This is a genomic window from Micromonospora sp. B006 (genome assembly GCF_003408515.1).
GTDB lineage: Bacteria > Actinomycetota > Actinomycetes > Mycobacteriales > Micromonosporaceae > Micromonospora > Micromonospora echinospora_A.
The window spans coordinates 6,329,590-6,350,669 of record NZ_CP030865.1 but is presented as its reverse complement, the minus strand read 5'-3'; the positions used below and the strand labels follow the sequence as shown (position 1 = coordinate 6,350,669).

General features: G+C 72.7%; 20 protein-coding genes. 10 read left to right on the top strand and 10 right to left on the bottom strand.

From position 1 onward, the window contains the following. The first annotated feature begins 121 nt into the window (after positions 1-121). The gene (locus tag MicB006_RS28440; RefSeq protein WP_116510230.1) at positions 122-883 is read left to right on the top strand and encodes an enoyl-CoA hydratase/isomerase family protein; all 762 of its coding nucleotides are present in this window, start codon (positions 122-124) and stop codon (positions 881-883) included. A 4-nt stretch (positions 884-887) separates the two neighbouring features. Here MicB006_RS28440 and MicB006_RS28435 read toward each other — a convergent pair whose 3' ends face one another. From MicB006_RS28435 to MicB006_RS28425, 3 genes are all read right to left on the bottom strand, one after another. Next, on the bottom strand, positions 888-1,301 hold the full coding sequence (locus MicB006_RS28435; protein ID WP_116510228.1) for a sugar phosphate isomerase/epimerase: 414 nt from the start codon (positions 1,299-1,301) through the stop codon (positions 888-890). Positions 1,302-1,771: 470 nt separating this feature from the next. After that, the gene (locus tag MicB006_RS28430; RefSeq protein ID WP_116507711.1) at positions 1,772-2,833 is read right to left on the bottom strand and encodes an IS110 family transposase; all 1,062 of its coding nucleotides are present in this window, start codon (positions 2,831-2,833) and stop codon (positions 1,772-1,774) included. Between the two features lie 251 nt (positions 2,834-3,084). Next, positions 3,085-4,008 carry an SDR family NAD(P)-dependent oxidoreductase gene (locus tag MicB006_RS28425; RefSeq protein ID WP_116510226.1) on the bottom strand — a complete coding sequence of 308 codons (924 nt, stop codon included), beginning with the start codon at positions 4,006-4,008 and terminating at the stop codon, positions 3,085-3,087. 186 nt (positions 4,009-4,194) lie between these two features. Here MicB006_RS28425 and MicB006_RS28420 point away from each other — a divergent pair, with 186 nt between their 5' ends. After that, positions 4,195-4,782, top strand: coding sequence for a TetR/AcrR family transcriptional regulator (locus MicB006_RS28420; protein WP_073831569.1), 588 nt, complete (start codon positions 4,195-4,197; stop codon positions 4,780-4,782). A gap of 102 nt (positions 4,783-4,884) precedes the next feature. After that, positions 4,885-5,961, top strand: coding sequence for a phosphotransferase family protein (locus tag MicB006_RS28415; RefSeq protein ID WP_116510224.1), 1,077 nt, complete (start codon positions 4,885-4,887; stop codon positions 5,959-5,961). Between the two features lie 96 nt (positions 5,962-6,057). Here MicB006_RS28415 and MicB006_RS28410 read toward each other — a convergent pair whose 3' ends face one another. Both MicB006_RS28410 and MicB006_RS28405 read right to left on the bottom strand, forming a co-directional pair. Then, positions 6,058-7,278: an acetyl-CoA C-acetyltransferase gene (locus MicB006_RS28410; RefSeq protein ID WP_116510221.1), complete on the bottom strand. Its 1,221-nt coding sequence runs from the start codon at positions 7,276-7,278 to the stop codon at positions 6,058-6,060. A 130-nt stretch (positions 7,279-7,408) separates the two neighbouring features. Beyond that, complete coding sequence (locus MicB006_RS28405; protein WP_225980859.1) at positions 7,409-9,013, bottom strand: FadD3 family acyl-CoA ligase; 1,605 nt, start codon at positions 9,011-9,013, stop codon at positions 7,409-7,411. A gap of 183 nt (positions 9,014-9,196) precedes the next feature. Here MicB006_RS28405 and MicB006_RS28400 point away from each other — a divergent pair, with 183 nt between their 5' ends. Beyond that, positions 9,197-10,348, top strand: a complete 1,152-nt coding sequence (locus tag MicB006_RS28400; RefSeq protein WP_116510218.1) for an acetyl-CoA C-acetyltransferase — start codon at positions 9,197-9,199, stop codon at positions 10,346-10,348. Beyond that, a complete protein-coding gene (locus MicB006_RS28395) occupies positions 10,348-11,154 on the top strand; it encodes an SDR family oxidoreductase (protein ID WP_116510216.1) in 807 nt (268 codons plus the stop codon). Before MicB006_RS28400 ends, MicB006_RS28395 begins: the two co-directional genes overlap by 1 nt. An 84-nt stretch (positions 11,155-11,238) precedes the next feature. Here the strand turns inward: MicB006_RS28395 and MicB006_RS28390 are convergent, their stop codons facing one another. The 3 genes from MicB006_RS28390 to MicB006_RS28380 are packed head-to-tail and all read right to left on the bottom strand — an operon-like array spanning position 11,239 to position 14,465. After that, positions 11,239-12,384 (bottom strand): acyl-CoA dehydrogenase family protein, encoded by a 1,146-nt coding sequence (locus MicB006_RS28390; protein WP_152037908.1) that lies wholly within the window; start codon positions 12,382-12,384, stop codon positions 11,239-11,241. Between the two features lie 10 nt (positions 12,385-12,394). Then, a complete protein-coding gene (locus MicB006_RS28385) occupies positions 12,395-13,579 on the bottom strand; it encodes an acyl-CoA dehydrogenase family protein (protein ID WP_116510213.1) in 1,185 nt (394 codons plus the stop codon). A gap of 1 nt (position 13,580) precedes the next feature. Next, on the bottom strand, positions 13,581-14,465 hold the full coding sequence (locus tag MicB006_RS28380) for an SDR family oxidoreductase (protein ID WP_116510210.1): 885 nt from the start codon (positions 14,463-14,465) through the stop codon (positions 13,581-13,583). 112 nt (positions 14,466-14,577) lie between these two features. Between MicB006_RS28380 and MicB006_RS28375 the strand changes: the two genes are divergently transcribed. The 4 genes from MicB006_RS28375 to MicB006_RS28360 are packed head-to-tail and all read left to right on the top strand — an operon-like array spanning position 14,578 to position 18,039. Then, positions 14,578-15,792, top strand: a complete 1,215-nt coding sequence (locus MicB006_RS28375; RefSeq protein WP_225980857.1) for an MFS transporter — start codon at positions 14,578-14,580, stop codon at positions 15,790-15,792. Positions 15,793-15,841: 49 nt separating this feature from the next. Next, complete coding sequence (locus MicB006_RS28370; RefSeq protein ID WP_225980550.1) at positions 15,842-16,663, top strand: SDR family NAD(P)-dependent oxidoreductase; 822 nt, start codon at positions 15,842-15,844, stop codon at positions 16,661-16,663. Beyond that, complete coding sequence (locus tag MicB006_RS28365; protein ID WP_116510206.1) at positions 16,656-17,240, top strand: nuclear transport factor 2 family protein; 585 nt, start codon at positions 16,656-16,658, stop codon at positions 17,238-17,240. Before MicB006_RS28370 ends, MicB006_RS28365 begins: the two co-directional genes overlap by 8 nt. Then, positions 17,233-18,039: an SDR family NAD(P)-dependent oxidoreductase gene (locus tag MicB006_RS28360; RefSeq protein ID WP_116510204.1), complete on the top strand. Its 807-nt coding sequence runs from the start codon at positions 17,233-17,235 to the stop codon at positions 18,037-18,039. Before MicB006_RS28365 ends, MicB006_RS28360 begins: the two co-directional genes overlap by 8 nt. Before the next feature lie 17 nt (positions 18,040-18,056). Here the strand turns inward: MicB006_RS28360 and MicB006_RS28355 are convergent, their stop codons facing one another. Continuing rightward, positions 18,057-18,866: an SDR family oxidoreductase gene (locus tag MicB006_RS28355; RefSeq protein ID WP_116510201.1), complete on the bottom strand. Its 810-nt coding sequence runs from the start codon at positions 18,864-18,866 to the stop codon at positions 18,057-18,059. Then, complete coding sequence (locus tag MicB006_RS28350) at positions 18,863-19,657, bottom strand: hypothetical protein (protein ID WP_116510199.1); 795 nt, start codon at positions 19,655-19,657, stop codon at positions 18,863-18,865. The genes MicB006_RS28355 and MicB006_RS28350 overlap by 4 nt, the downstream gene beginning before the upstream one ends. A 156-nt stretch (positions 19,658-19,813) precedes the next feature. Here MicB006_RS28350 and MicB006_RS28345 point away from each other — a divergent pair, with 156 nt between their 5' ends. Beyond that, positions 19,814-21,070 (top strand): MaoC family dehydratase N-terminal domain-containing protein, encoded by a 1,257-nt coding sequence (locus MicB006_RS28345; protein ID WP_116510198.1) that lies wholly within the window; start codon positions 19,814-19,816, stop codon positions 21,068-21,070. Positions 21,071-21,080 lie beyond the last annotated feature (10 nt).

Genomic DNA, 21,080 nt, shown 5'->3' with positions numbered 1-21,080 from the left:
GCGCGAAGGGCGAGTCGCGTGCCGGGCCTCCACGGCCGGCTCGCCATGTAGCAAGCGCTTGGTTGGTACCCTAACAGCCCCAGGGGGAGGGTCAAGACCCTGTTGCGAAGGAGGACGAAAGATGGAAACCGTGGTGCGCGAGCGCGTCGGCGCGGTGGGAGTCATCAGGATCAATCGGCCGCAGGTACGCAACGCCCTCGATCCCGACACCCTCCTGGCGATGACCGACGCACTGCTCGGGTACGACGCGGACGCGGGCGTACACGCGGTCGTGCTGACCGGCACCGGCGAGTTGTCCTTCAGCGCGGGGATGGACCTGCGCGCCGCGGCCGAGGGGCGCCTGGTCGACGTGGCCCGCAGCCCGCTGACGCTGCTGCGCGGCGGCTACCGCAAGCCGGTCATCGCCGCGGTCAACGGGCCCGCCGTCGGCGGCGGCTTCGAACTCGCCCTCGCCTGCGACCTCGTCGTCGCGGCCGAACACGCCTACTTCGCGCTGCCCGAGGTGGGGCGCGGCATCGCCGCCACCGAGGGCGGCACCGACCTGCCCCGTCGCGTGCCGGTCGCCGTAGCCCTGGAACTCGGGCTGACCGCCGAACCGCTTCCCGCGGCCCGGGCCCACGAGCTGGGCCTGGTCAACGCCGTGGTCCCCGCCGACGAGGTCCTTGCGCGCGCGCTCCAGCTGGGCGCCCGGATCGCGACCCACTCCCCCGCGGCGGTGCGGGCGACCAAGCGGCTCATGCACCTGAGCCTGGACCCCCGCGTCGGCGACCTCGGTGCGGTCAACCGGCTCGCGACCCTCGAACTGCTCGCCGGGCCGGATGCCGCCGAGGGCGCGGCCGCGTTCGTCGCCAAGCGCGCGCCGCGATGGGCGGACGCGCCCTGAGCGCTCAGGGACGCGCCACCGCGATCTGCTCGCGCGTCCACGCGATCGAGCGGGTCACCGCCGGCTCGGCGCCCTCGGCCTCGATGGCCGGGCCGATCAACTCGACGTCGACGATGCCGGTGTAGCCGGCCCGCAGCACGCTCGCCAACAGACCGGCCATCGGCAGATCACCGTCCCCGGGCACCCACCGGTTCGGGAAGGTCGAGGTGCCGACCCGGAAGTCGGACACCTGCAGCAACTCGACCTGACCGACCCGGTCACGGATGAGGCCGGTCAGGCCCCGCTCCTGCCAGCAGCAGTAGAGGTCGAGGCAGATGCCGATGCCGCAGAGGTCGGCCAGGGCGAGCGCGTCCCGCGCGGTGTGGGTGAAGCTGAGGTCGCACTTGACCGGCAGGGTGTTCTCCACACCCAGTCGCACCCGTGCTCTCGGGCGGTGGCCACGACCGGAGCGATCCGCTCGGCGAACCGGCCGGCCGCCTCCTCCCACGTCAGGTGCGCCGAGGGGCCCGAGGTGAGGTAGACGAGGTCGGCCCCGAGCCGACCGGCGTCGACGACGCCGTCCTGCAACGCCGCGACCTGCTGCGCCCAGCCCGACTCGTCGTCCGGGTGGGCGGTGAAGCTGTGCACGAGGTATCCGAGCCGTACCTCGTGCCGGGCGAGCAGGTCTCCGAGAGCCGCCACGCCGAAGGAGGCCACCTTGCTGCGCTGCAGGCCGACGAGGTCGGTACCGGTACGCCGGTACATCGCGATCTCCTCGGGCAGGTCCCAGGACATCGCGGCCATTCCGCTGACGCAGACCGGGTTGGTCGTGACGGACATCGGGCTCCTGTCGGCTCGGCGGTCGTCCGGGTGCCGGACGTCGGGTCGGTCTCGGACGTCGGGACGCTCCTATGGCGCGTCAAGTGGTTGGGGCGGGGCTTCGAGGCGTCGGTAGAGGTCTCGGGCGATGTAGCGCTTGAGGCAGCGTTTGATCTCGCGGTCGGTTTTGCCTTGGGCGCGGCGGCGGTCGGCGTAGGCGCGGGTGGGTTCGTCGTAGCGCAGGCGGGACAGGGTGATGGTGTGTAGGGCGCGGTTGAGTTGGCGGTCGCCTGAGCGGTTGAGGCGGTAGCGGACGGTTTTGCCGGACGAGGCGGGGATAGGGGCGACGCCGGCGAGCATGGCGAAGGCGGCGTCGTTGCGGCAGCGGCCGGGGTGGGACCAGGCGGTCAGGACGGTGGCGGCGACGATGGGTCCGACGCCGGTGAGGGTGAGCAGGTCGGGACGCCAGGACCGGACGATGGTGAGGATTGCCCTTTCGTGGCTGGTGGCCTCGGTTTCGAGGGCGCGGATGCGGCGGGCGAGGTCACGTAGCACCGTCAACGCGGTGATGATCTCGACATCGCCGCTGATCGTGGTGGTTCGCAGTCGGACGGCGGTGGTGATCATCGCGCGGGTGTTCTGTCCACGGAAGCGGGATCGGACTGTCTCCGGGGCGGTGATGATCAGGGCGTGTAGTTGCCGTTGGGCGGTGGTGGCGGCCTCGACGGCTGCGCGGCGGGCGGTCAGTCGCATCTGTAGCGCTGCCCGTTCGGGGCCGGTCTTGGGCTGCGCCAACTGGGTGCGGGCCAGAGCGTCGCGGGCGGCGCGTTCGGCATCGATCGGGTCGGACTTCGCTCCGGCCCGGCGAGTTGGTCGCTTGGGGCGGTCCAGCTCGACGACCAACTCGCCGGCGGCAGCCAGGTGGCGGTGAAGTCCCGCGCCGTAGCCGCCGGTGCCTTCCATCGCCCAGGCCCGCAATCCCGAGCGCTGCCCGGCCAGGGCCAGCAGTTGCGCGTAGCCGTCCGGATCGGCGGTGACGGTCATACGGTCCAACACGGCACCGGTGCGGGCATCGAGGACCGCGGCGGTGTGGGTGTGTTTGTGGGTGTCGACGCCGATGACGACCTCGACCAGATCTGCCAGCATGGACATGCGTTCTCTCCTCACCATGGGGACGCACGGGTCCGGTCCGGTGCGGAGATGGCAGGACTGTGATGAGACACGCCAGCCGCTAACTGGCGGTCAAGCTCCTGATCAGGCCAAACGTCTCCCGCCGGGCCGGCGCCGGCAGCAGCGGACGGACAAGTCCCGTCAAAGGCACGAAGCCAGTCAGACGAAGAGTCACACCCACTGCTGCCAGCCATCAGCTCACCACCGCTGAACCGACCCCGCCATGCTCACAGTCAGTCGAGGTATTCGACGCGCGCCCGGCGCATCCCGAGGGGTGCCAGGTGCGGCAGCAGCCGCGTCGTGACGGCCTCGGCGATGCGCTCCGGGGTCCACGCCGTGTGCCGCAGCACGGGCTCGGCGAGCGCCGGGTGGGTCGTCAGCATGAGTTCGGGACCGTAGGAGCGCAGCACCTGGCCGGTCAGCCCGACGCTGAGGTCGGAGAGCAGGTAGAGCAGCAGCGGCACGTTGGCCTCGGGCGCGATGCCCGCGTTCTGCCCGCTCGGTACGCCGCGGAACTGCTCGAGCACCTCGGCCATCCGGGTCTGCGCGTTCGGGGAGATCGCGTTGACGCGGATCCCGACGTCGGCGAGTTCGGCCGCCCACGCGTAGGTGAGCGTGGCGATCGCGGCCTTCGTCGCCCCGTACACGGCCGTCTCGGCACGGCCCATCTGCTCGCCCGAGGTGACGTTGACCAGGACCCCGTGACCCTGGGTACGCATCGCCGCGATGGCGGCGTCTCCCCAGGCGACGGCGCCGAGCACGTTTACCTCGAGCATCCGGCGCACCGTGGCCTCGGACTCGGCGCCGGCGCGGGCCATGGCGAAGACGCCGGCGTTGTTGACGAGGCCGTCGAGCCTGCCGTGCTCGGCGAGGCAGTCACGCACGACGTCGTGCGCGCCCGCCCAGTCCGCGACGTCGGCGACCCGGATCGAGCCCTGGCCGTCAGCCGCCGCGAGCTGCCCGCCGAGCCGCTGGAGTCCGTCCGCGTCGACGTCGACGGCGACCACGTGGGCCCCGGCCGCGGCGATGCCGCGCGCGTACGCCGCCCCCAACCCGTTGGCGGCGCCGGTGACGAGGACGACGCGACCGGCGAGCAGGCCGGTAGACCTGGTGGCGGGCGAACGCCCGGACGGGACGGCGGGGACCGGGTCGGACATCGGGCAGCCCCTCTCGGCTGATCGGGATCCGCAGTGCGGCTACCGAACGAGCGCTTGGTTGGCTGGACCCTAGGCGTTGCGAGGACCCCGGTCAAGGAGGGCTGCCTTTATCATGCTGAAGGCATCGAAGTGATATAAAGCAAGCGCTTGACCAACACATATGCTCGAGGAACCGGGAGCACCCCCATGTCGACGACCCAGGACCGGCGCTCGGTCATCCTCGACAACGCCGCGCACCTTTTCGCGGCCAAAGGAATCGATGCCACGACCGTCCGCGAGATCGCCGACTCGGTCGGCATCCTCTCGGGCAGCCTCTACCACCACTTCAAGTCCAAGGACGAGATGGTCAACGCGATCATCTCGGACTATCTGACCGACCTGACCTACCGCTACGCCCAGGTGCTGGAGTCCGAGGAGAAGCCGGCGATCCAACTGCGCAAGCTCGTCACGAGCTCGCTGGCCAACATCGAGGCCCACCCGCACGCGACCGAGATATACCAGAACTCGAGCAACTACCTGCCCAAGATCGACGGCTACGAGCACATCCGCGACGCGGCCACCACGATCCAGCGGGCCTGGATCCAGGTGCTCGAGGCGGGAATCGCCACGGGCGACTTCCGCAACGACATCCCGGTACGCGTGCTGCACGGCATGCTGCGTGACTCGCTGTGGCTCTCGGTCCGCTGGTTCAAGCCGACCCCGTCGTACTCCATGGCGAAATTCGCCGACGACTTCGTCTCGGTGTTCCTCGACGGAATTCTCGCGAGCGACTGAGCGCGGGCCGCCCGGATCCGGATGCCCACCCGGGGTGTCCGACACGACACCCCGGACAAACCAAGCGCTTGCTAGGGTCGTGCCTGACGAGGAGGCGCACCCATGACGGCAGCAGGTCACGCCCGAACAGGCCCGGCCCCGATCGACACCACCCGGCACCCCGGGCTCCCGGCGGGGGTCGACGCCTGGCTCGGCAGCGCGGTGCCCGAGTTGCAGGGGAACCTCCGACACGAGGTCATCGCCGGCGGCCGCTCCAACCTGACCTACCGGACCACCGACGCGGCCGGCCACGTCGTCGTGCTGCGCCGTCCACCGCTCGGAAACCACCCGGCCACCGCACACGACGTACTGCGCGAGGCGCGGATCCTGCGCGGTCTGCACGGCCACCTCCCGGTGCCGCGAGTGCTCGCCGTCGAGGAGACGGGCGAGGTGGCCGGCGCCCCTCTCGTCGTACTCGAGCACCTCGACGGCGTGATCCTGCGCAGCCCCGCCGACGTCGGGCGGCTCACCACCGAAGCCGACCGCGCGCTCATCGGCCCCACGCTCGTCGACGCTCTCGTGGCCCTGCACCGACTCGCCCCGGAGGTCGTCGGGCTGGGGGGTCTGGCCGGTCGCCGTGACTACCTCACCCGGCAGCTTCGGCGCTGGCACGAGAACTGGCACCGGAGCAGGATCCGCGACCTGCCCGATCTGCAGACCGCGCACGAGCACCTCGTGGCCGCGGCGCCCGAGCAGTCCCGCTCGGGGATCGTGCACGGCGACTTCCGCCTCGACAACTGCATGCTCGACTCTCGATGGCGGGTTCAGGGCGTGCTCGACTGGGAGCTGACCACTGTCGGAGACCCGTTGGCCGACGTCGGTCAACTGCTCGTCTACTGGGCGCAGGCCGACGACCCGGCCCGCGCGCTGCACGACCCGGCCACGGTCCTGCCCGGCTTCTCGACCCGGGACGAACTGCTCTCCCGGTACTGCCTCGCCACCGACACCGACCCGGCGCGGATCGACTACTTCGTCGCCTACAACTGGTGGAAGACCGCGTGCATCGTCGAGGGCGTGTACACCAGGATCGCGCAGGGCGCGATGAGCGGTGGCGACCGCACCGCGGCCTCGTTCGCCGAGCAGTCGGCCGCTGTCGCCGGCCGGGCGGCGACCCTCGCGGCGGCGCTGCACCGGCACTGATCCTCGCCCGACCGCGCACGCACCCACCCACCCGGCGTGATGGCATGAGCCGGGCGTCGAAGTCCCCGGTCGACCGGGGACTTCGACACACCTGGTCTAGGAGAGCCGCTCGATGACCATCGCCATGCCCTGGCCACCGGCGGTGCACATCGTCTCGAGACCGAACTGGCCGTCCCGGGCCCGCAGCCCGTTGATGAGCGTCGTCGTCATCCGCGCTCCGGTCTGACCGAACGGGTGGCCCAGGGCGATCGCGCCGCCGTGGACGTTGACCCGCTCGGGGTTGGCCTTGAGGTCCGAGATGGAGGGGACGACCTGAGCGGCGAACGCCTCGTTGAGCTCGACGAGATCGATGTCGGCCATCGAGAGCCCGGCCAGCGCGAGGGCCCGCCTCGACGCCTCGACCGGGCCGAGACCCATGATCTCCGGCGAGATCGCCGAGACACCAGTGGACAGGATCCGGGCCAGCGGCGTGACGCCGAGTTCGGCGGCCTTGCGGCTGGACATGATGATGAGGGCGGCCGCGCCGTCGTTGAGCGGGCAGCAGTTGCCCGCGGTCACCGTACCGTCGGGCCGGAAGGCCGGTTTGAGGCCGGACAGCGAGTCGGCCGTCACCCCGGCGCGAGGGCTGTCGTCGGTGGCCACGACGGTGCCGTCGACGAGGGTCACCGGCGTGATGTCGGTGGCGAAGAAGCCCGACTCGATCGCGGCCTGGGCCCGCTGCTGGCTCGTGGCGGCCCACTCGTCCTGCTCGGCGCGGCTCACACCGCGGTGGCTCGCGACGTTCTCGGCGGTCTCGCCCATCGCGATGTAGACGTCGGGCAGTTCATTCGCGTCGCGTGGGTCGGTCCACGGGCCGGCGCCACCCCGTCCGCGGGTGGCGGTGCGCTCCCCCGCCGCGGCGAAGATCGGGTTCTTCGTGTCCGGCATGCCGTCGGACTTGCCGGCGGCGAAGCGCGAGACGGCCTCGACCCCGGCGGAGACGAGCACGTCCGCCTCACCGGAGCGGATGGCGTGCAGCGCCATCCTGGTCGTCTGCAAGCTGGATGCGCAGTACCGCTGCACTGTCGTCCCGGGGACCCGGTCGAGCCCGAGCTCGACCGCGACGACGCGCCCGAGGCCCCAGCCCTGCTCGCCGGCCGGCTGCGCGCAGCCGAGCATGAGGTCGTCGATCTGGGCCGGGTCGAGCGCCGGCACCTGGGCCAGGGCCGCCTGGATCATCTGGGTGGCCAGGTCGTCGGCCCGCATCGAGGCCAACGACCCCTTGAAGGCCCGGCCGATCGGCGAGCGCGCCGCGGCGACGATGACTGCGTCCTGCATGGTGTCCTCCGGTTCTCGGGCTGGCGCCCGTGACGGCGGTGCCGTCGGTGTCAGGTCTGGTCGGGGCGTCGGGCCTGCCGGCGGGCAGGGCACCGGGGCCGGTGCGTCCGCACGAAGCGCAACGCCGGGCTCACCCGGTGAGCTTGAACTTCTGGATCTTTCCGCTCGCGGTTCGCGGCAGCGCCGGGACGACTGTGAAGCTGCGCGGGCGCTTGAAGTTGGCCAGCCGCTCCCGGCACCACGCATCGAGCTCGTCGACGAGCGCCGACTCGTCCCCGCTCCAGGCGGGAACGGTCTGCACGAAGGCGCTGCCGACCTCGCCCATCCGCGCGTCCGGGACCCCGACGACCGCGACGTCGAAGACGGCGGGATGTTCGGACAGCACACGCTCGACCTCGGCCGGGTAGACGTTGAAGCCCCCGACCATGTAGACGTCCTTGATCCGGTCGGTGATCCGCAGGTAGCCGTCCTCGTCGACCCAGCCGACGTCACCGGTGTGCAGCCAGCCGTCCTCGTCGATGGCCTGCGCCGTGGCGTCCGGGTCCTCGAAGTAGCCCGCCATCACGTTGTAGCCGCGCACGAGCACCTCGCCCGACTCCCCGGCCGGCAGCGCCTGTCCGTCGAGGCCGGCGATCCGCAACTCGGTGCCCGGGATCGCCCGCCCGCAGCTGGTCGAGATCCGTTCGAGGCCGGCGTCGGGCGGGCACACGGTCGCGGTGCCGCACGTCTCGGTCAGGCCGTAGGCGGTGATGACGTCGCGGAAGCCGAGTTCCTCGCGCATCCGGCGCAGCAGCGGCACCGGCACGATCGTGGCCCCGGTGACGGCCAGGCGTACCGAGCTGAGGTCGTACCGGCCGAGGTCGGGGTGTTCGAGCAGGGACGTGTAGACGGTTGGTGCGCCGGGGAAGACCGTGACCCGTTCCTGCTCGATGAGACGCAGCACGGTCTCGACGGCGAACACGGCGACCGGGATGATCGTGGCACGCATGAGGAGGCAGGCCAGGATGCCCGCCCGGTAGCCGAAGCTGTGGAAGAACGGGTTGACCATGAGATAGCGGTCGCCCCGCCGCAGCCCGACGAGGCGGGCCCACTCCCTGTCGACGCGAAGGTTCGAGGCGTGCGAGACCATCGCGCCCTTGGGGTAGCCGGTGGTGCCCGAGGTGAACAGGATGTCGGCCACGCTCTCCGGGGAAAGGGCGGCGATCCGTTCGTCGACGACCCCGGGCTCGACCTGGTCGGCCAGCGCGGTGAAGGCCGCCAGGGACCACACGCCGTCATCGGTCTGCTCGCGGCCGGTGGCGGACAGGTCGACGACGGTACGCACCGAGGGCAGCAGCGGCACCGGGCGGCCGGCGGCCGGCGGCGGCCCGTCGCCGCGCAGCGCGGCCAGGTAGTGGGCGTCCAGGAAGGCGTCGTCGAGGACGACCATCGTGGCCCGGACCTTGGCGATGACGGACCGCGCCTCCGCACCGCGGAAGCGGGTGTTGACGGGGCACAACACGCCCCCCGCCGCCAGCACGCCGAGGGCGCTGACGACCCAGTCGGCGCTGTTCGGGGCCCAGACGATGACGCGGTCCCCCGGCTCGAGACCGTGCGCGACAGCGGCCCGCGCGAACCTGTTGACGGCGGCGTCGAGCTCGGCGAAGGTCATCCGCACGTCCCCGTCAACGAGCGCCTCGACTTCGGCGGCGTCCTGCGCGGCCTGCCGCAGCAGGGCGGGGATCGTGGTCAACACGTCACTCACGCACATCTCCTCACGCGGAGCCGGTCACTTGTCGGAAACGAAGCACAGACTACCAACCAAGCGCTTGCTAGACTAGCGTTGGCGACGGCGGCGACCAGCGTCAGTGAGCCACGCCGACTCAACCGATCCGACCTCCGGCACCGACCGGTGAGGCATGTGAAGGAAGGAAACCCGGTGGCAGAGGCATACATCGTGGACGCCGTCCGCACCCCCGTCACACGACGCGGCGGCGCGCTCGCCGACATCCACTCCGCCGACCTGGGCGCCGCCGCGCTCACCAGCCTCATGAGTTCGTCGGGGGTCGACCCCGACGCCGTCGAGGACGTCGTGTTCGGCTGCGTCGACACCATCGGCTCCCAGGCCGGGGACATCGCCCGCACCGCCTGGCTCGCCGCCGGCCTCCCGCAGCACGTACCCGGCGTCACAGTGGACCGGCAGTGCGGCTCGAGCCAGCAGGCCGTGCACTTCGCCGCCCAGGCCGTCATGGCCGGAGTCAACGACGTCGTCGTCGCCGGGGGTGTGCAGAACATGAGCGCCATCCCCATCTCGGCCGCGATGCTCACCGGTCAGCAGTACGGCTTCGCCGACCCCTTCTCCGGGTCCGTCGGCTGGCGCAAGCGCTACGGCGACGAGCAGATCTCGCAGTTCCGCTCGGCCGAGATGATCGCCGAGAAGTGGGGCGTCAGCCGAGCGGACATGGAGCGCTTCGCCCTGCGCAGCCACGAGCGGGCCCTGCGGGCCATCGCCGAGGGCCGCTTCAGCCGCGAGATCCGGGCCGTCGGCGACGTCGACACCGACACCTGTCCGCGCGCCGACACGAGCCTGGAGAAGATGGCCGGCCTCGACCCGCTGACCCCGGGCGGCCGGGTCACCGCCGCCGTGGCGAGCCAGATCTGCGACGGCGCGGCGGCGCTGCTCGTCATGAGCGAGCGGGCACTGGCCGAGCACGGGGTGACCCCGCGCGCCCGGATCCACCACCTGTCGGTACGCGCCGACGACCCGGTGCTGATGCTCACCGCCCCGATCCCCGCCACCGCCCACGCGCTCGAGCGCACCGGGATGTCGATCGACGACATCGATCTGTTCGAGATCAACGAGGCGTTCGCCTCGGTAGTGCTCGCCTGGCTCAAGGAGACGGGGGCCGACCCGGAGCGGGTCAACGTCAACGGCGGCGCGATCGCCCTGGGCCACCCGCTCGGCGCCACCGGCGCCCGGCTGATGACCACCCTCCTGCACGAGCTCGAGCGCACCGGCGGCCGCTACGGCCTGCAGGTGATGTGTGAGGGCGGCGGCCAGGCCAACGTCACGATCATCGAGAGGCTCTGATGACCCACTCCCCCGCGACGCCCGGCGGCGTCGACCTGACCGGCCAGGTCGCCATCGTCACCGGAGGCACCCGTGGCATCGGCGCCGAGATCACCCGCGCCTTCCTCAAGGCCGGGGCGCGGGTGCTCGTGTGCGGCCGCAGCGAGCCCGAGCAACTGCCCGGCATCGACGGACTCACGCCCGTCTTCGTCCAGTCGGACGTCCGCGATCCGGAGCAGGCCAAGGCCCTCGTCGCCGCGGCGGTGGACCGGTTCGGCCGGCTCGACATCCTGGTCAACAACGCCGGTGGCGCACCGAGCGCCGACACCGCCACGGTTTCCCCCCGCTTCGTCTCGGCGGTCGTCACGCTCAACCTGCTCGCCCCGTTCTACGTCGCGCAGCAGGCCAACGAGGTCATGCAGCGTCAGGGCAGCGGGACGATTATCAACATCGGCTCGGTCGCCGGAGCCAACCCGGCCCCGGCCACCGCCGCGTACGCCGCGGCCAAGGCGGGCCTGACGATGCTGACCCGGTGCCTCGGGCTCGACTTCGCCCCCGCCGTACGGGTCAACCAGGTGACTGTGGGGCTCGTACAGACCGAGCTCTCGCACCTCTACTACGGCGACGAGGCGGGGCAGGATCGCGTGGCGCGGACGATCCCCATGGGTCGGATGGCCACCCCGGCCGACATCGCCGCGGCCTGCCTGCTGCTCGTCTCGCCGCTGTCCGGTTACGTCACCGGCACGGAGATCGTCATCGACGGTGGTGGGGAGATCCCGTCGCGGCACCTGGCCGCCCAGCCGCCCGGCACCGGTCCGCTCGGCTGAGCGCCGCGGCGCACGTACGACGGAGGGCCGCACCGGTTCGGTGCGGCCCTCCGTCCCTGCCTGCCGTGGAGTTCGGCGGCTCGCTCAGAGGCCGGCGAGCGCTGCCACCTCGGCGCGAACCGCCGTCGGAGAACCGGCCAGCAGCTGGGCCGACTTGCCGCGCTTGAAGAACAGGTGCGCGTGGTGCTCGAAGGTGAACCCGATGCCGCCGTGCAACTGGATCGCCTCGGCTGCGACGGTCATCAGCGTGTCGGCGCACACGAGCTTGGCCAGCGCCGCGTCGTGCGAGCGGGTGGCGGCCCCGGTGCGCAGCGTCGTGACGAGGTGGTCAGCAGTGGCCCGCGCCCCGGCGACCGCGACGGCGAGGTCGGCGCAGCGGTGCTTGAGGGCCTGGAACGACCCGATCGGTCGGCCGAACTGTTCCCGCACCTTGAGGTAGTCGACTGTGATGTCGAGGCAGGCGCGGGCGGCGGCCGCCGATTCCAGCGCGAGCATGGCGCGTACGTGGTCCAGCAGCAGCCGGGCACCGTCGCCGCCGGGGGCGTCGACCCGGGTGGCGGCGGCCCCGCGCAGGTGCACGGTGCTCAGCCGCCGGGTCTGGTCGAGCGTCATGTGCGTCCGCACGTCCACCCCGTCGGCGGCCCGGTCCACGGCGTAGACGCCGAGCTCACCACCGGGGTTCCGGGCGGTGACGAGAACGACCCGGGCGGCTTCGGCCCCGGCGACGAGGGTCTTCGTCCCGGTCAGCGCCCACTCGTCCCCGGCGCCGGTGGCCCGGGTGGCGGTCTGTTCGAGATCCCAGCCCGCGCCGTCCTCGGCGAGCGCAACGGCCAGGGTCAGCTGCTCGTCCACGACGCGTGCCAGCAGAGGCTCGGCGCTCGGGCCGAGGGCGCGGGCGGCGAGGATCGCGGTGAGGCTCGTCGCGAGCGCGCCCGGCACGAGCCGGGCCCCGAGCTCCTCGATCACGGCGGTCGCGGCGGGCACGTCCAGGCCGAGCCCGCCGAGGTGCTCCGGTACGACGAGGCCGAGCAGGCCCAGCTCGGCCGTGAGCAACTCGTGCAGCAGCGGGTCGTAGCCCTGCTCCCCGACCATGACCTCGTGGGTTCGGCGCAGGTCGGCCTGCCCGTCGAGCACCTCGGCCACGGAGGCACGGATCTCGGCGAGGTCCTCGGCCCCCTCCGTGTGCGACGTCTCGGCCACGGCACGAGGGTCGGCGTGCGATCCGGTCATCGTCTCCACCTCATCGGGGCAGGCCGAGCAGGCGCTCGGCGATGATGTTGCGCTGGATCTCGTTGGAGCCGCCGTAGATGGTGTTGGCGCGGCTGAAGAGGAAGTGGGTCTGGGCGTCGTCCAGCTCGTACCCGGGCCCGGTGAGCAGCGCCCCGGCCCCCTCGACGTCGACCGCGAGCTCGCCCAGCGAGCGGTTCCACGTGGCCCACTGGAGCTTGGAGATCGACGCCTCCAGACCGGACAGCCCCTCACCGGCGGACGCGAGCAGCCGCACCGCCGAGTGCCGCATCACCTCGAGCCCGATGTAGGCGTCGACGAGGCGGTCACGCAGCGCCGGCTCCTGCCAGGCGCCGTTGGCGCGGGCCCGGGTGATGACGGCGTCGAGGCGCCGGCGGAAGCCGATCTGCTGGCCGAGGGTGGACACGCCGCGCTCGAAGCCCAGGGTGCCCATGGCGACCTTCCAGCCCTCGCCCTCGGCGCCGACGCGGTGCTCGACGGCGGCGACCGCCTCGTCGAAGAAGACCTCGTTGAACTCGCTCGTGCCGGTCAGCTGGGTGATCGGGCGCACCGTCACGCCGGGCTGGTCCATCGGCACCAGCAGGTACGACAGGCCCACGTGGCGGGTCGAGCCGGGATCGGTGCGGCACAGCACGAAGCACCAGTCGGCCAGGTGCGCCAGCGAGGTCCACACCTTCTGCCCGGTGATGACGTAGTGGTCGCCCCGGCGCTCGGCGCGGGTGCGCACCCCGGCGAGGTCCGAGCCCGCGCCGGGCTCGGAGTAGCCCTGGCACCAGATGTCCTCGCCGCTGGTGATGCGGGGCAGGAACCGCGCCTTCTGCTCCGGTGTGCCGAATGCGAGCAGGGTGGGGCCGAGCAGCTGCTCGGACATGTGCCCGAGCCGGCCGGGTGCGCCGGCGCGGGCGTACTCCTCGTGGAAGATGACCTGCTGGGCGAGGGTAGCGGGACGACCGCCGTACTCGGTGGGCCAGGAGAGACCGATCCAGCCGGCCCGGCCCAGGTGGCGCTCCCACTCGCGGCGCAGCTCGTGCGCCTCATGCTCGCGTCCCTCGCCGCCGGTGCCGACCGCCTCGGCGAACGGCCCGGTGAGGGCCTCCTGGAGCCAGCCGCGGATCTCGGCCCGGAACTGCTCGTCGCTCACCTGCGCACCGGTGGCCCGTACTGCGTCAGCACCCATGTCAGGCACCGTAGACGGGGGTCGGCGGCTCGGAGCGGGCGATGAGGTCGGCGACCACGTCGGTGAGCTCCTCCGGCTCCCACCGCGCGCCCTTGCTGGCGGCCGGCCCGTGGCGCCAGCCGTCGGCGAGCGATACCTCGCCGCCGGCGACCTCGAAGACGGCGCCGCTGACGGCCTGCGCGGCGTCGGAGCCGAGCCAGACCACGAGCGGGGAGACGTTGGCCGGGTCCATCGCGTCGAAGCCCGTCGCGGGGGCGGCCATCGCCTCGGCGAAGACGGCCTCGGTCATCGGGGTACGGGCCGAGGGGGCGATCGCGTTGACGACGATGCCGTAGCGGGCCCACTCGGCGGCGGCGATCTGGGTCAGGGCGGCGATCCCGGCTTTGGCGGCGCCGTAGTTGCCCTGTCCGACGCTGCCCATGAGCCCCGCGCCGGAGGACGTGTTGACGACGCGCGCGGCGATCCGGCGGCCGGCCTTGGCCTCGTCCCGCCAGTAGGCGGCGGCGTGGCGCATCGGGACGAAGTGTCCCTTGAGGTCGACCCGCAGGACCAGGTCCCACTCCTGCTCGCTCATGTTGACCAGCATCCGGTCGCGGTTGATGCCGGCGTTGTTGACGAGGGTGTGCAGCCCGCCGAAGGTCTCGACCGTCTCGCGTACGAGCCGCTCACCGTAGGCCCAGTCGCTGACGTCGCCGGTGCTGACGGCCGCGCGACCGCCCAGTGCGCGGATCTCGTCGACGACGGCCTGGGCCGCCTCCCGGCTGCTCTCGATGTCGTTGACGACGACGTCGGCGCCCTGCCGGGCGAACTCGAGGGCGTGGACCCGGCCCAGCCCCTGTCCGGCTCCGGTCACGATCACCGTTCGTCCTGCGCAGAAGCCGCTCACGGCACGCCCTTTCACTCGAGGTACGGGAAGAAAACCACACCCGACACTAGCGATGCAAGCAAGCGCTTGGTAGGGTCCCGGAAACGACAGAAGGATGGCGAAAGACGTGAAAATGTTCTCGGCCCTGCAATTCCGAGACTTCCGCTTCGTACTCCTGACCCTGGTCTTGTCCCAGGCCGGCTACTGGGGCTGCAACATCGCCTTCCAGTCGGTGCTCATCGAGAGCGACGCCACCCCGGCGACGATGGGGGCGCTCTTCTTCTGCCTGCTCGTGCCGTTCACGCTCTTCTCCATCCCGGCCGGGGTGCTGGCCGACGCCGTCGACCGGCGCCGCCTGCAGATCGGCGTGCTCCTGGCGACCACCGTCCTGGCCGGAGTCTGTGCGGCGACGATCGCGGCCAGCATCGTCGCCCTGCCCGTGATGCTCGGGCTCGCCTTCCTCGCCGGCACCGGAATCAGCTTCCTGTCCCCCGTGACCCAGGCCCTCGTGGCCAACACCGTCCCGGCCGAGGCGCTCGGCCACGCCGTACCGATCCAGGCTGCCGGGCTCAACCTCGCCCGCTCGATCGGCCCCGCGGTCGCCGGGCTGATCCTCGTGGCCTGGGGACCGCTGGGCACGTTCGTGATGTACGCGACGCTCACCCTCGCCGCGGCCGCCGCCGCGGTCGCGGTCCGCACCCGTCGCGTCCCGCCGGCCGTCCCGGTCGCCCGGGAGAGCCTGGTCGCGCAGGTCCGCGCGGGGATCCGGCACGCCCGCGAGCGGCCCCCGGCCGCGCTCTGCCTCGTCATCGTCGCGGTCAACGCGTTCTTCGGGTGCGCCTTCACCACCCAGCTCCCCGTCCGGGCGGCCGCGACCTCGGACAACCCGGACCCGGTCTTCCCCATGCTCGTGGCCCTGACCGGGCTGGGCTCGCTCCTCGGAATCCTCGTCGTGGCCCGCCTCTCCGAGCGCATCGCCACCGTGTGGCATGCCGCTGTCACCCTCGTCCTGCTCGGCCTGAGCAACGCCCTGCTCGGGGCCGCCACGACGGTGCCCGTGCTCGCGGCGGCCGCGCTGCTGTGCGGCACGTTCAGCATCGGCGCCATGGTGACCCTTCAGACGGTGGTCCAGAAGGTCGTCGACGACGCGCAGCGCGGCCGGGTGATGAGCCTCTACTTCCTCGGCTGGGGTGGCATGCCGTTCGGCGCCCTCCTGCTCGGCGGGCTGAGCACGTGGTTCGGCTCCACGACCGCCTTCATGCTGTACGCCGCCGCGTGCCTGGCCACGGCCGCCACGGTGCTCGTGTGGTTGCGTCGCGGACGCGCCGATCCCCTTCCCGCGACGTGACCCACCTCGGCCCGTCCCGTTGTCCACCCCGCTCTTCCAGGAGTTCGTCGTGACCGACCAGTCCTCCCCGACCGCACCCGCGGCGGCGCTGCCCGTGCCCGCCGACTTCGTCCACCGCGCCGGTGTCGCGCTCGTCACCGGCGGCACCGGCGGCCTCGGCCGGGTCGTCGCCCGCGAACTGGCGCGCCGGGGGTCCGCGGTGGCGATCACCTACCGCAGTGACGCCGACGCCGCCCGGCAGGTGCTCGACGAGCTGCCGTCCGTCGCGTCCGGCATGCACTCGGCGCACCACCTCGATCTCACCGACGCCGAGGCCACCGCCGCGCTCGTGGCGGAGCTCACCGGAAGCCACGGGCCGCTGCACACGATCGTGCACGCGGCCGGGCCGCACGTGCCGATGCGGCACCTGTCCACAGTGCGTCCCGAGCAGTTCGCCACGCAGGTCGCAAACGACACGACGGCCTTCTTCACGCTGGTCTCGGCCTGCCTCCCGGCCCTGCGTCAGAGCCGTGGCAACGTCGTGGCGATCACGACCGCGGCGACGACGCGCTACCCGGCCCGGGACGGTCTCTCCGCCGCGCCGAAGGCGGCGGTCGAGGCGCTCGTACGGGCCTTCGCCAACGAGGAGGGCCGCTTCGGCATCCGGTTCAACTGCGTCGGGCCGGGCATGCTCACCGACGGGATGGCCGAGCGGCTGATCTCCTCGGGAGACCTCGACGAACGCGCCCTGGCCGTCGCCCGGTCCTCGACTCCGCTGCGGCGGTTCGGCAGCGCCCTCGACATCGCCGAGGCCGCCTGCTTCCTGGCCAGCGACCGGGCCGGCTTCATCTCCGGGCAGAAGCTCGACGTCGACGGAGGCTTCGGTGTCTGAACCGTCGCGGTCCCTCCCGGCCGGCCCGGTCGAGCTGGACACGCTGCTCGCCGAGCGGGCCGTCGAGCGGGCCCTGCTGCGCTATGCGCGCGGGATCGACCGGATGGACCGGGACCTGGCCGCGAGCGCCTTCCACCCGGACGCCCGGATCACCCTCGGCGGGACCGTGGCCGAACGGGACACGACGCTGGACATGGTCTTCGCGCTCGTGGCGCGGCGCACCATGACGATGCACTACCTGACGAACATCCTGGTCGAACTCGACCCGGCCGACCCGGACCGCGCCCGGGCCGAGACGTACGGCATCGCGTTGCAGCGCAGCACGTCCGAGCCGCCGCGCGGCAACATCATCAGCGGATTCCGCTACGTCGACCTCGTCACCCGGCGCGCGGGCGAGTGGCGGGTGCAGGAACGTCTCACCGTCTCGGAGTGGCAACGGGTCGACGACCTCGCCGGCCAGTGGCCGATCCCCGAGGCGTCGCTGCGGGGAGCCCGCGACGCCTCCGACCCGATCAGCCGCCCGTGGCCGCCCGACGGCCCGGCCCCGGACAGCGATCCCGGGCACTCTCATGAGTGACCCGCGGACCCCTGCACACGAGGCGCAGGAGGCGGGCGACCGGAGGCCGGGGGCCGACAGCGGTGCGCCACGGCTCGGCTTCCGCACGGGCGACGTCGTCGTCGTGACCGGGGCCGGCAGCGGGATCGGAGCGGCGACCGCGGCGGCCGCCGCCGCGCAGGGACTCGTGGTGTCCGCGTGGGACCTCGACGCCGCGGCCCTCACGGCGGTGAGCGCCACCGTCCGCGCGGCGGGCGGGGTGGTCGACCCCCACGTGGTCGACGTCGCCGACGCCTCGGCCGTGCGCGCGGCCCTCGCCGCGACCTGCTCGGCGTACGGGCCGGTGCGCCACCTCGTCAACAACGCCGGCCCGTCCTCGGCGACCGAGCTCGACTTCGACCACGCCGTGCGGCTGTGTGTCGGCAGCGTGCGATCGGTGACCCAGGTCTGGCTCGAACAGGCCCCGCCCGGGGCGACCCTCGTGAACACCGCCTCGGTCGCCGGCACCGTCGTGGGCACCGCCTCCGACTGGTACAGCGCGGCGAAGGCCGCGATCGTCGGCTACACCCGGCACCTGGCCGCGCACCGGGCCGACGCCGTACGGGCCAACGCGGTCGCCCCCGGCATGGTGGACACTCCGAGGCTGCAGGGCTTCGCCGGGTCCCCGACAGGGCAGTCCGTGCTGGCCCGGGTGCCGAGCCACCGGATGGCCACGCCGGACGAGATCGCCTGGCCGATCCTCTTCCTGCTCTCGCCGCTGGCCTCGTACGTCAACGGGGCGTTGCTCGTCGTCGACGGCGGGTGGACCGTCACGCAGTGAGCGCCGCCCGCGGGCGGTCAACTCGGGTCGGGACCCGGCCCGGCGAGCATCGCCCGCATCCCGCCGTGGTTGCCGGCGACGAGGGCGGCCCGGTCCGGGCCGGAGCGCCACGCGGCGACCTCGGCCTGCTGGCGCACCACGTGCACCGGGCCGGAGCCCAGGGCCGCCAGCCCTTGGGCGGCGACGTCGGCCGGGTCGGCCGCGCCGGTCAGGTCGAGGCCGGCACGCGCCATGGCGGGGGTGGCCGTGAGCCCGAGCACCAGGTGCAGCACGTCGACACCCACCTGCCCCAGCTCGAGCCACAGGCCCTCGGTGAAGATCCGGGTGAAGGCCTTGGCGGCGGCGTAGACGCCGATGTCGGCGTGGCCGAGGTAGCCGGCCGAGGAGCCGACGACGAGGATGCCGCCCCGGCCGCGTGCGGCGAACCGGGCGCCGAACTCCCGGCAGAGCTCCAGCGGGCGGGTGATGTTGAGATCGATGACGGCCTGGACCCGGGCGAGGTCCGCCTCCACGAAGCGGCTGCGGTAGGTGTTCGCGCCGGCGTTGAGGACGAGCAGGCCGAGGTCGAGGTCGGCGACGGCCTCGACGATCCGAGCGGTCGCGTCCGCGTCGAGCAGGTCCAGGGCGAGCACGCGGCACGGGACCCCGTGCGCCCGGACCCGGTCGGCGGCCTCCCCGAGGGGAACCGGTTTGCGGGCGACGAGCACGATGCCGAGGCCGGCCCGGGCCAGCTGCTCGGCGAACGCGGCGCCGACCCCCTCGGAACCGCCGACGACCAGGGCCCAGGGGCCGTAGCGCTCGAACAGGCCGGCGGTGGCCTCGCTCATGCCACGCTGTCCGTCGCCGTGGCGGGCTCGTCGAACCAGTCCCACTCCCAGGGTGTGATGGTGTCCAGGGGCCCGGTGAACAGCGGGGTGGCCGTGCCGGCGAGCGCCGCGGGCGGGGCCGCCGGCGGGTCCGCGGCCAGGGCCCGCGCGAACTCGACCGGGTCGGCTTCGAGGTAGGTGAGCCGGATCCGCACGACGGGTCCGTCGGGACGGCTGCGGCTCGGGGCGCTGCGGAAGGTCCACACGCCCGCGACGCCGTCGCGCGCGAGCAGGTCGGGCACCTGGTTCTCGTGCTCGAACCGGGACAGGTCGGCCACGTCCGGGCGCAGGGACGTCTCGACCTGGCTCACCTCGACGTACACCCCGCGGTGGGGCCGGAACGGCAGCGCGGCGAGGGTGACCAGGGCCCGGGGTGCGACGTGGCCCTGGACGGGCCGGAACATCCGGGTCATCGGCCGTTCGGTCCAGGCCAGCTCCGGACGCCGACCCTGGTGGATCGCCCGGTCGCCGAGGTCCTTCCACTCGGAGACCGCGTCCGCGGCCGGCTCGGCGAACCAGTACATCGCCATGTACTGGCTGCCCGCGAGGGCGGGGTCGGGGTAGCTGCCGAGCCGCTCGCACGCGGGGGTACGCACCCAGCGGTCGCCGTGCACGACACCGGGCAGGGCGAGGTTCTCGGGGCGGTGGTCGAGTTGATGCCACGCGTTGTAGTCGCGATGGCGGGCGGGGTCGGTCACCTTCGGGAACGAGAAGAAGGCTCGGGTGGCGGTCGCTGGGGTGCTCGGGAGCATCTCGGCCCTCTTCGCGGGTCGGGGCGCTGGTGACGCACGATCGGTCCGGTGTCGCCGCCGGGCGCGGCCGGTGTTCTGGCTCTTGACCCTAGGGCAGCGCCCCTCCTATGGTCAAGCAAGCGCTTGGTTGACACCGTTGTCCGCAAGAGGAGCCCCATGACCGGCAGTGACGCGGATTTCCGCGCCCGACTCGACGCTCTGATCGGCCTCACCGACCCGCCACGCCGGGCCAAGGACGCGATCACCGAAGCAGCCATCCGCATCTGGTGCGACGCCGTCGGCGACGACAACCCCGCGTACCAGGATCCCCAGTGGGCCGCCCGCTCCGTCTGGGGCGGCATCGTGGCCCCGGCGACCTCGCTGAACATGTGGACCCTGCCGGGCAACAGGCGCAGTCACCGCCACGCCGAGAGCCTCGACCGGGTCAACGAGGTCCTCGCCACGCGCGGGTTCACCTCGGTGGCCGCGGTGCAGACGGAGCACACCTACGTACGCCCGCTGCGCCCCGGCGACCACCTGGAGCAGTTCCCCTCCATCGGCGCGGTCTCCCCCGAGAAGTCCACCCGGCTCGGCCGGGGCCACTTCGTCGACCTCGTCAGCGACTACCGCACCGTCGAGGGCGAGCCGGTCGGGCGCGTCGTCCTGCGGATGCTGCGCTGGAACCCGGCGACCCGGACCGAGGTCCCGGCGACGCCCGGGGACCGCCTCGCCCGCCCCGTACGCCCGGCCGCCGCCACCCCGATCGACCTGCCGCCCGCCGGCACCACCGGCACCCTGACCGCGCACCTGCAACCCGGCTACGCCGCCGCCCCCCTCGACGAGCGCCCCTACCTCGTCGGCAGCGCCCAACTCGCCGACGGGACCCGCTTCAGCGGAGACGTCGCGTACCTGCGCCCCGACCTCGTGCACGACGGCATGCCGGTCGTCGTGGCGCACCGACGCACCCGCGACGGCCAGATCCTGCCGGTGCTCACCGCCCCCCGGCCCGAACGCCGCACGAGCACCCGCACCGGGGCCGACGTGAGCGTCGGGCAACGCCTCGCCCCCTGGCCGGTCCCCGTCACCCAACTGTCCATCGCGGCGCTGGCGACCGCGACCTTCGACTTCAACGACGTGCACCTCGACCGCGACGCGGCCCACGAACGAGGCGCCCGCGACGTCTACATGAACATCCTCGGCTCCAGTGCCCTGGTCAACTGCTACCTCACCGACTGGGCCGGACCGGAGGCTCGCGTCGTCGACTTCCGCACCCGCCTCGCCGCGCAGAACCACCCCGGCGACACCTGCACCCTCGACGGCGTCGTCACCGGCCTGCAGCCGGCGGACGGGGGCACGCAGGTCACCGTCGACGTCCGCGGCACCAACAGCCTCGGCGACCACGTCATCGCCTCCGCCACCATCGCCCTGCCCTGAGAGGAATCGC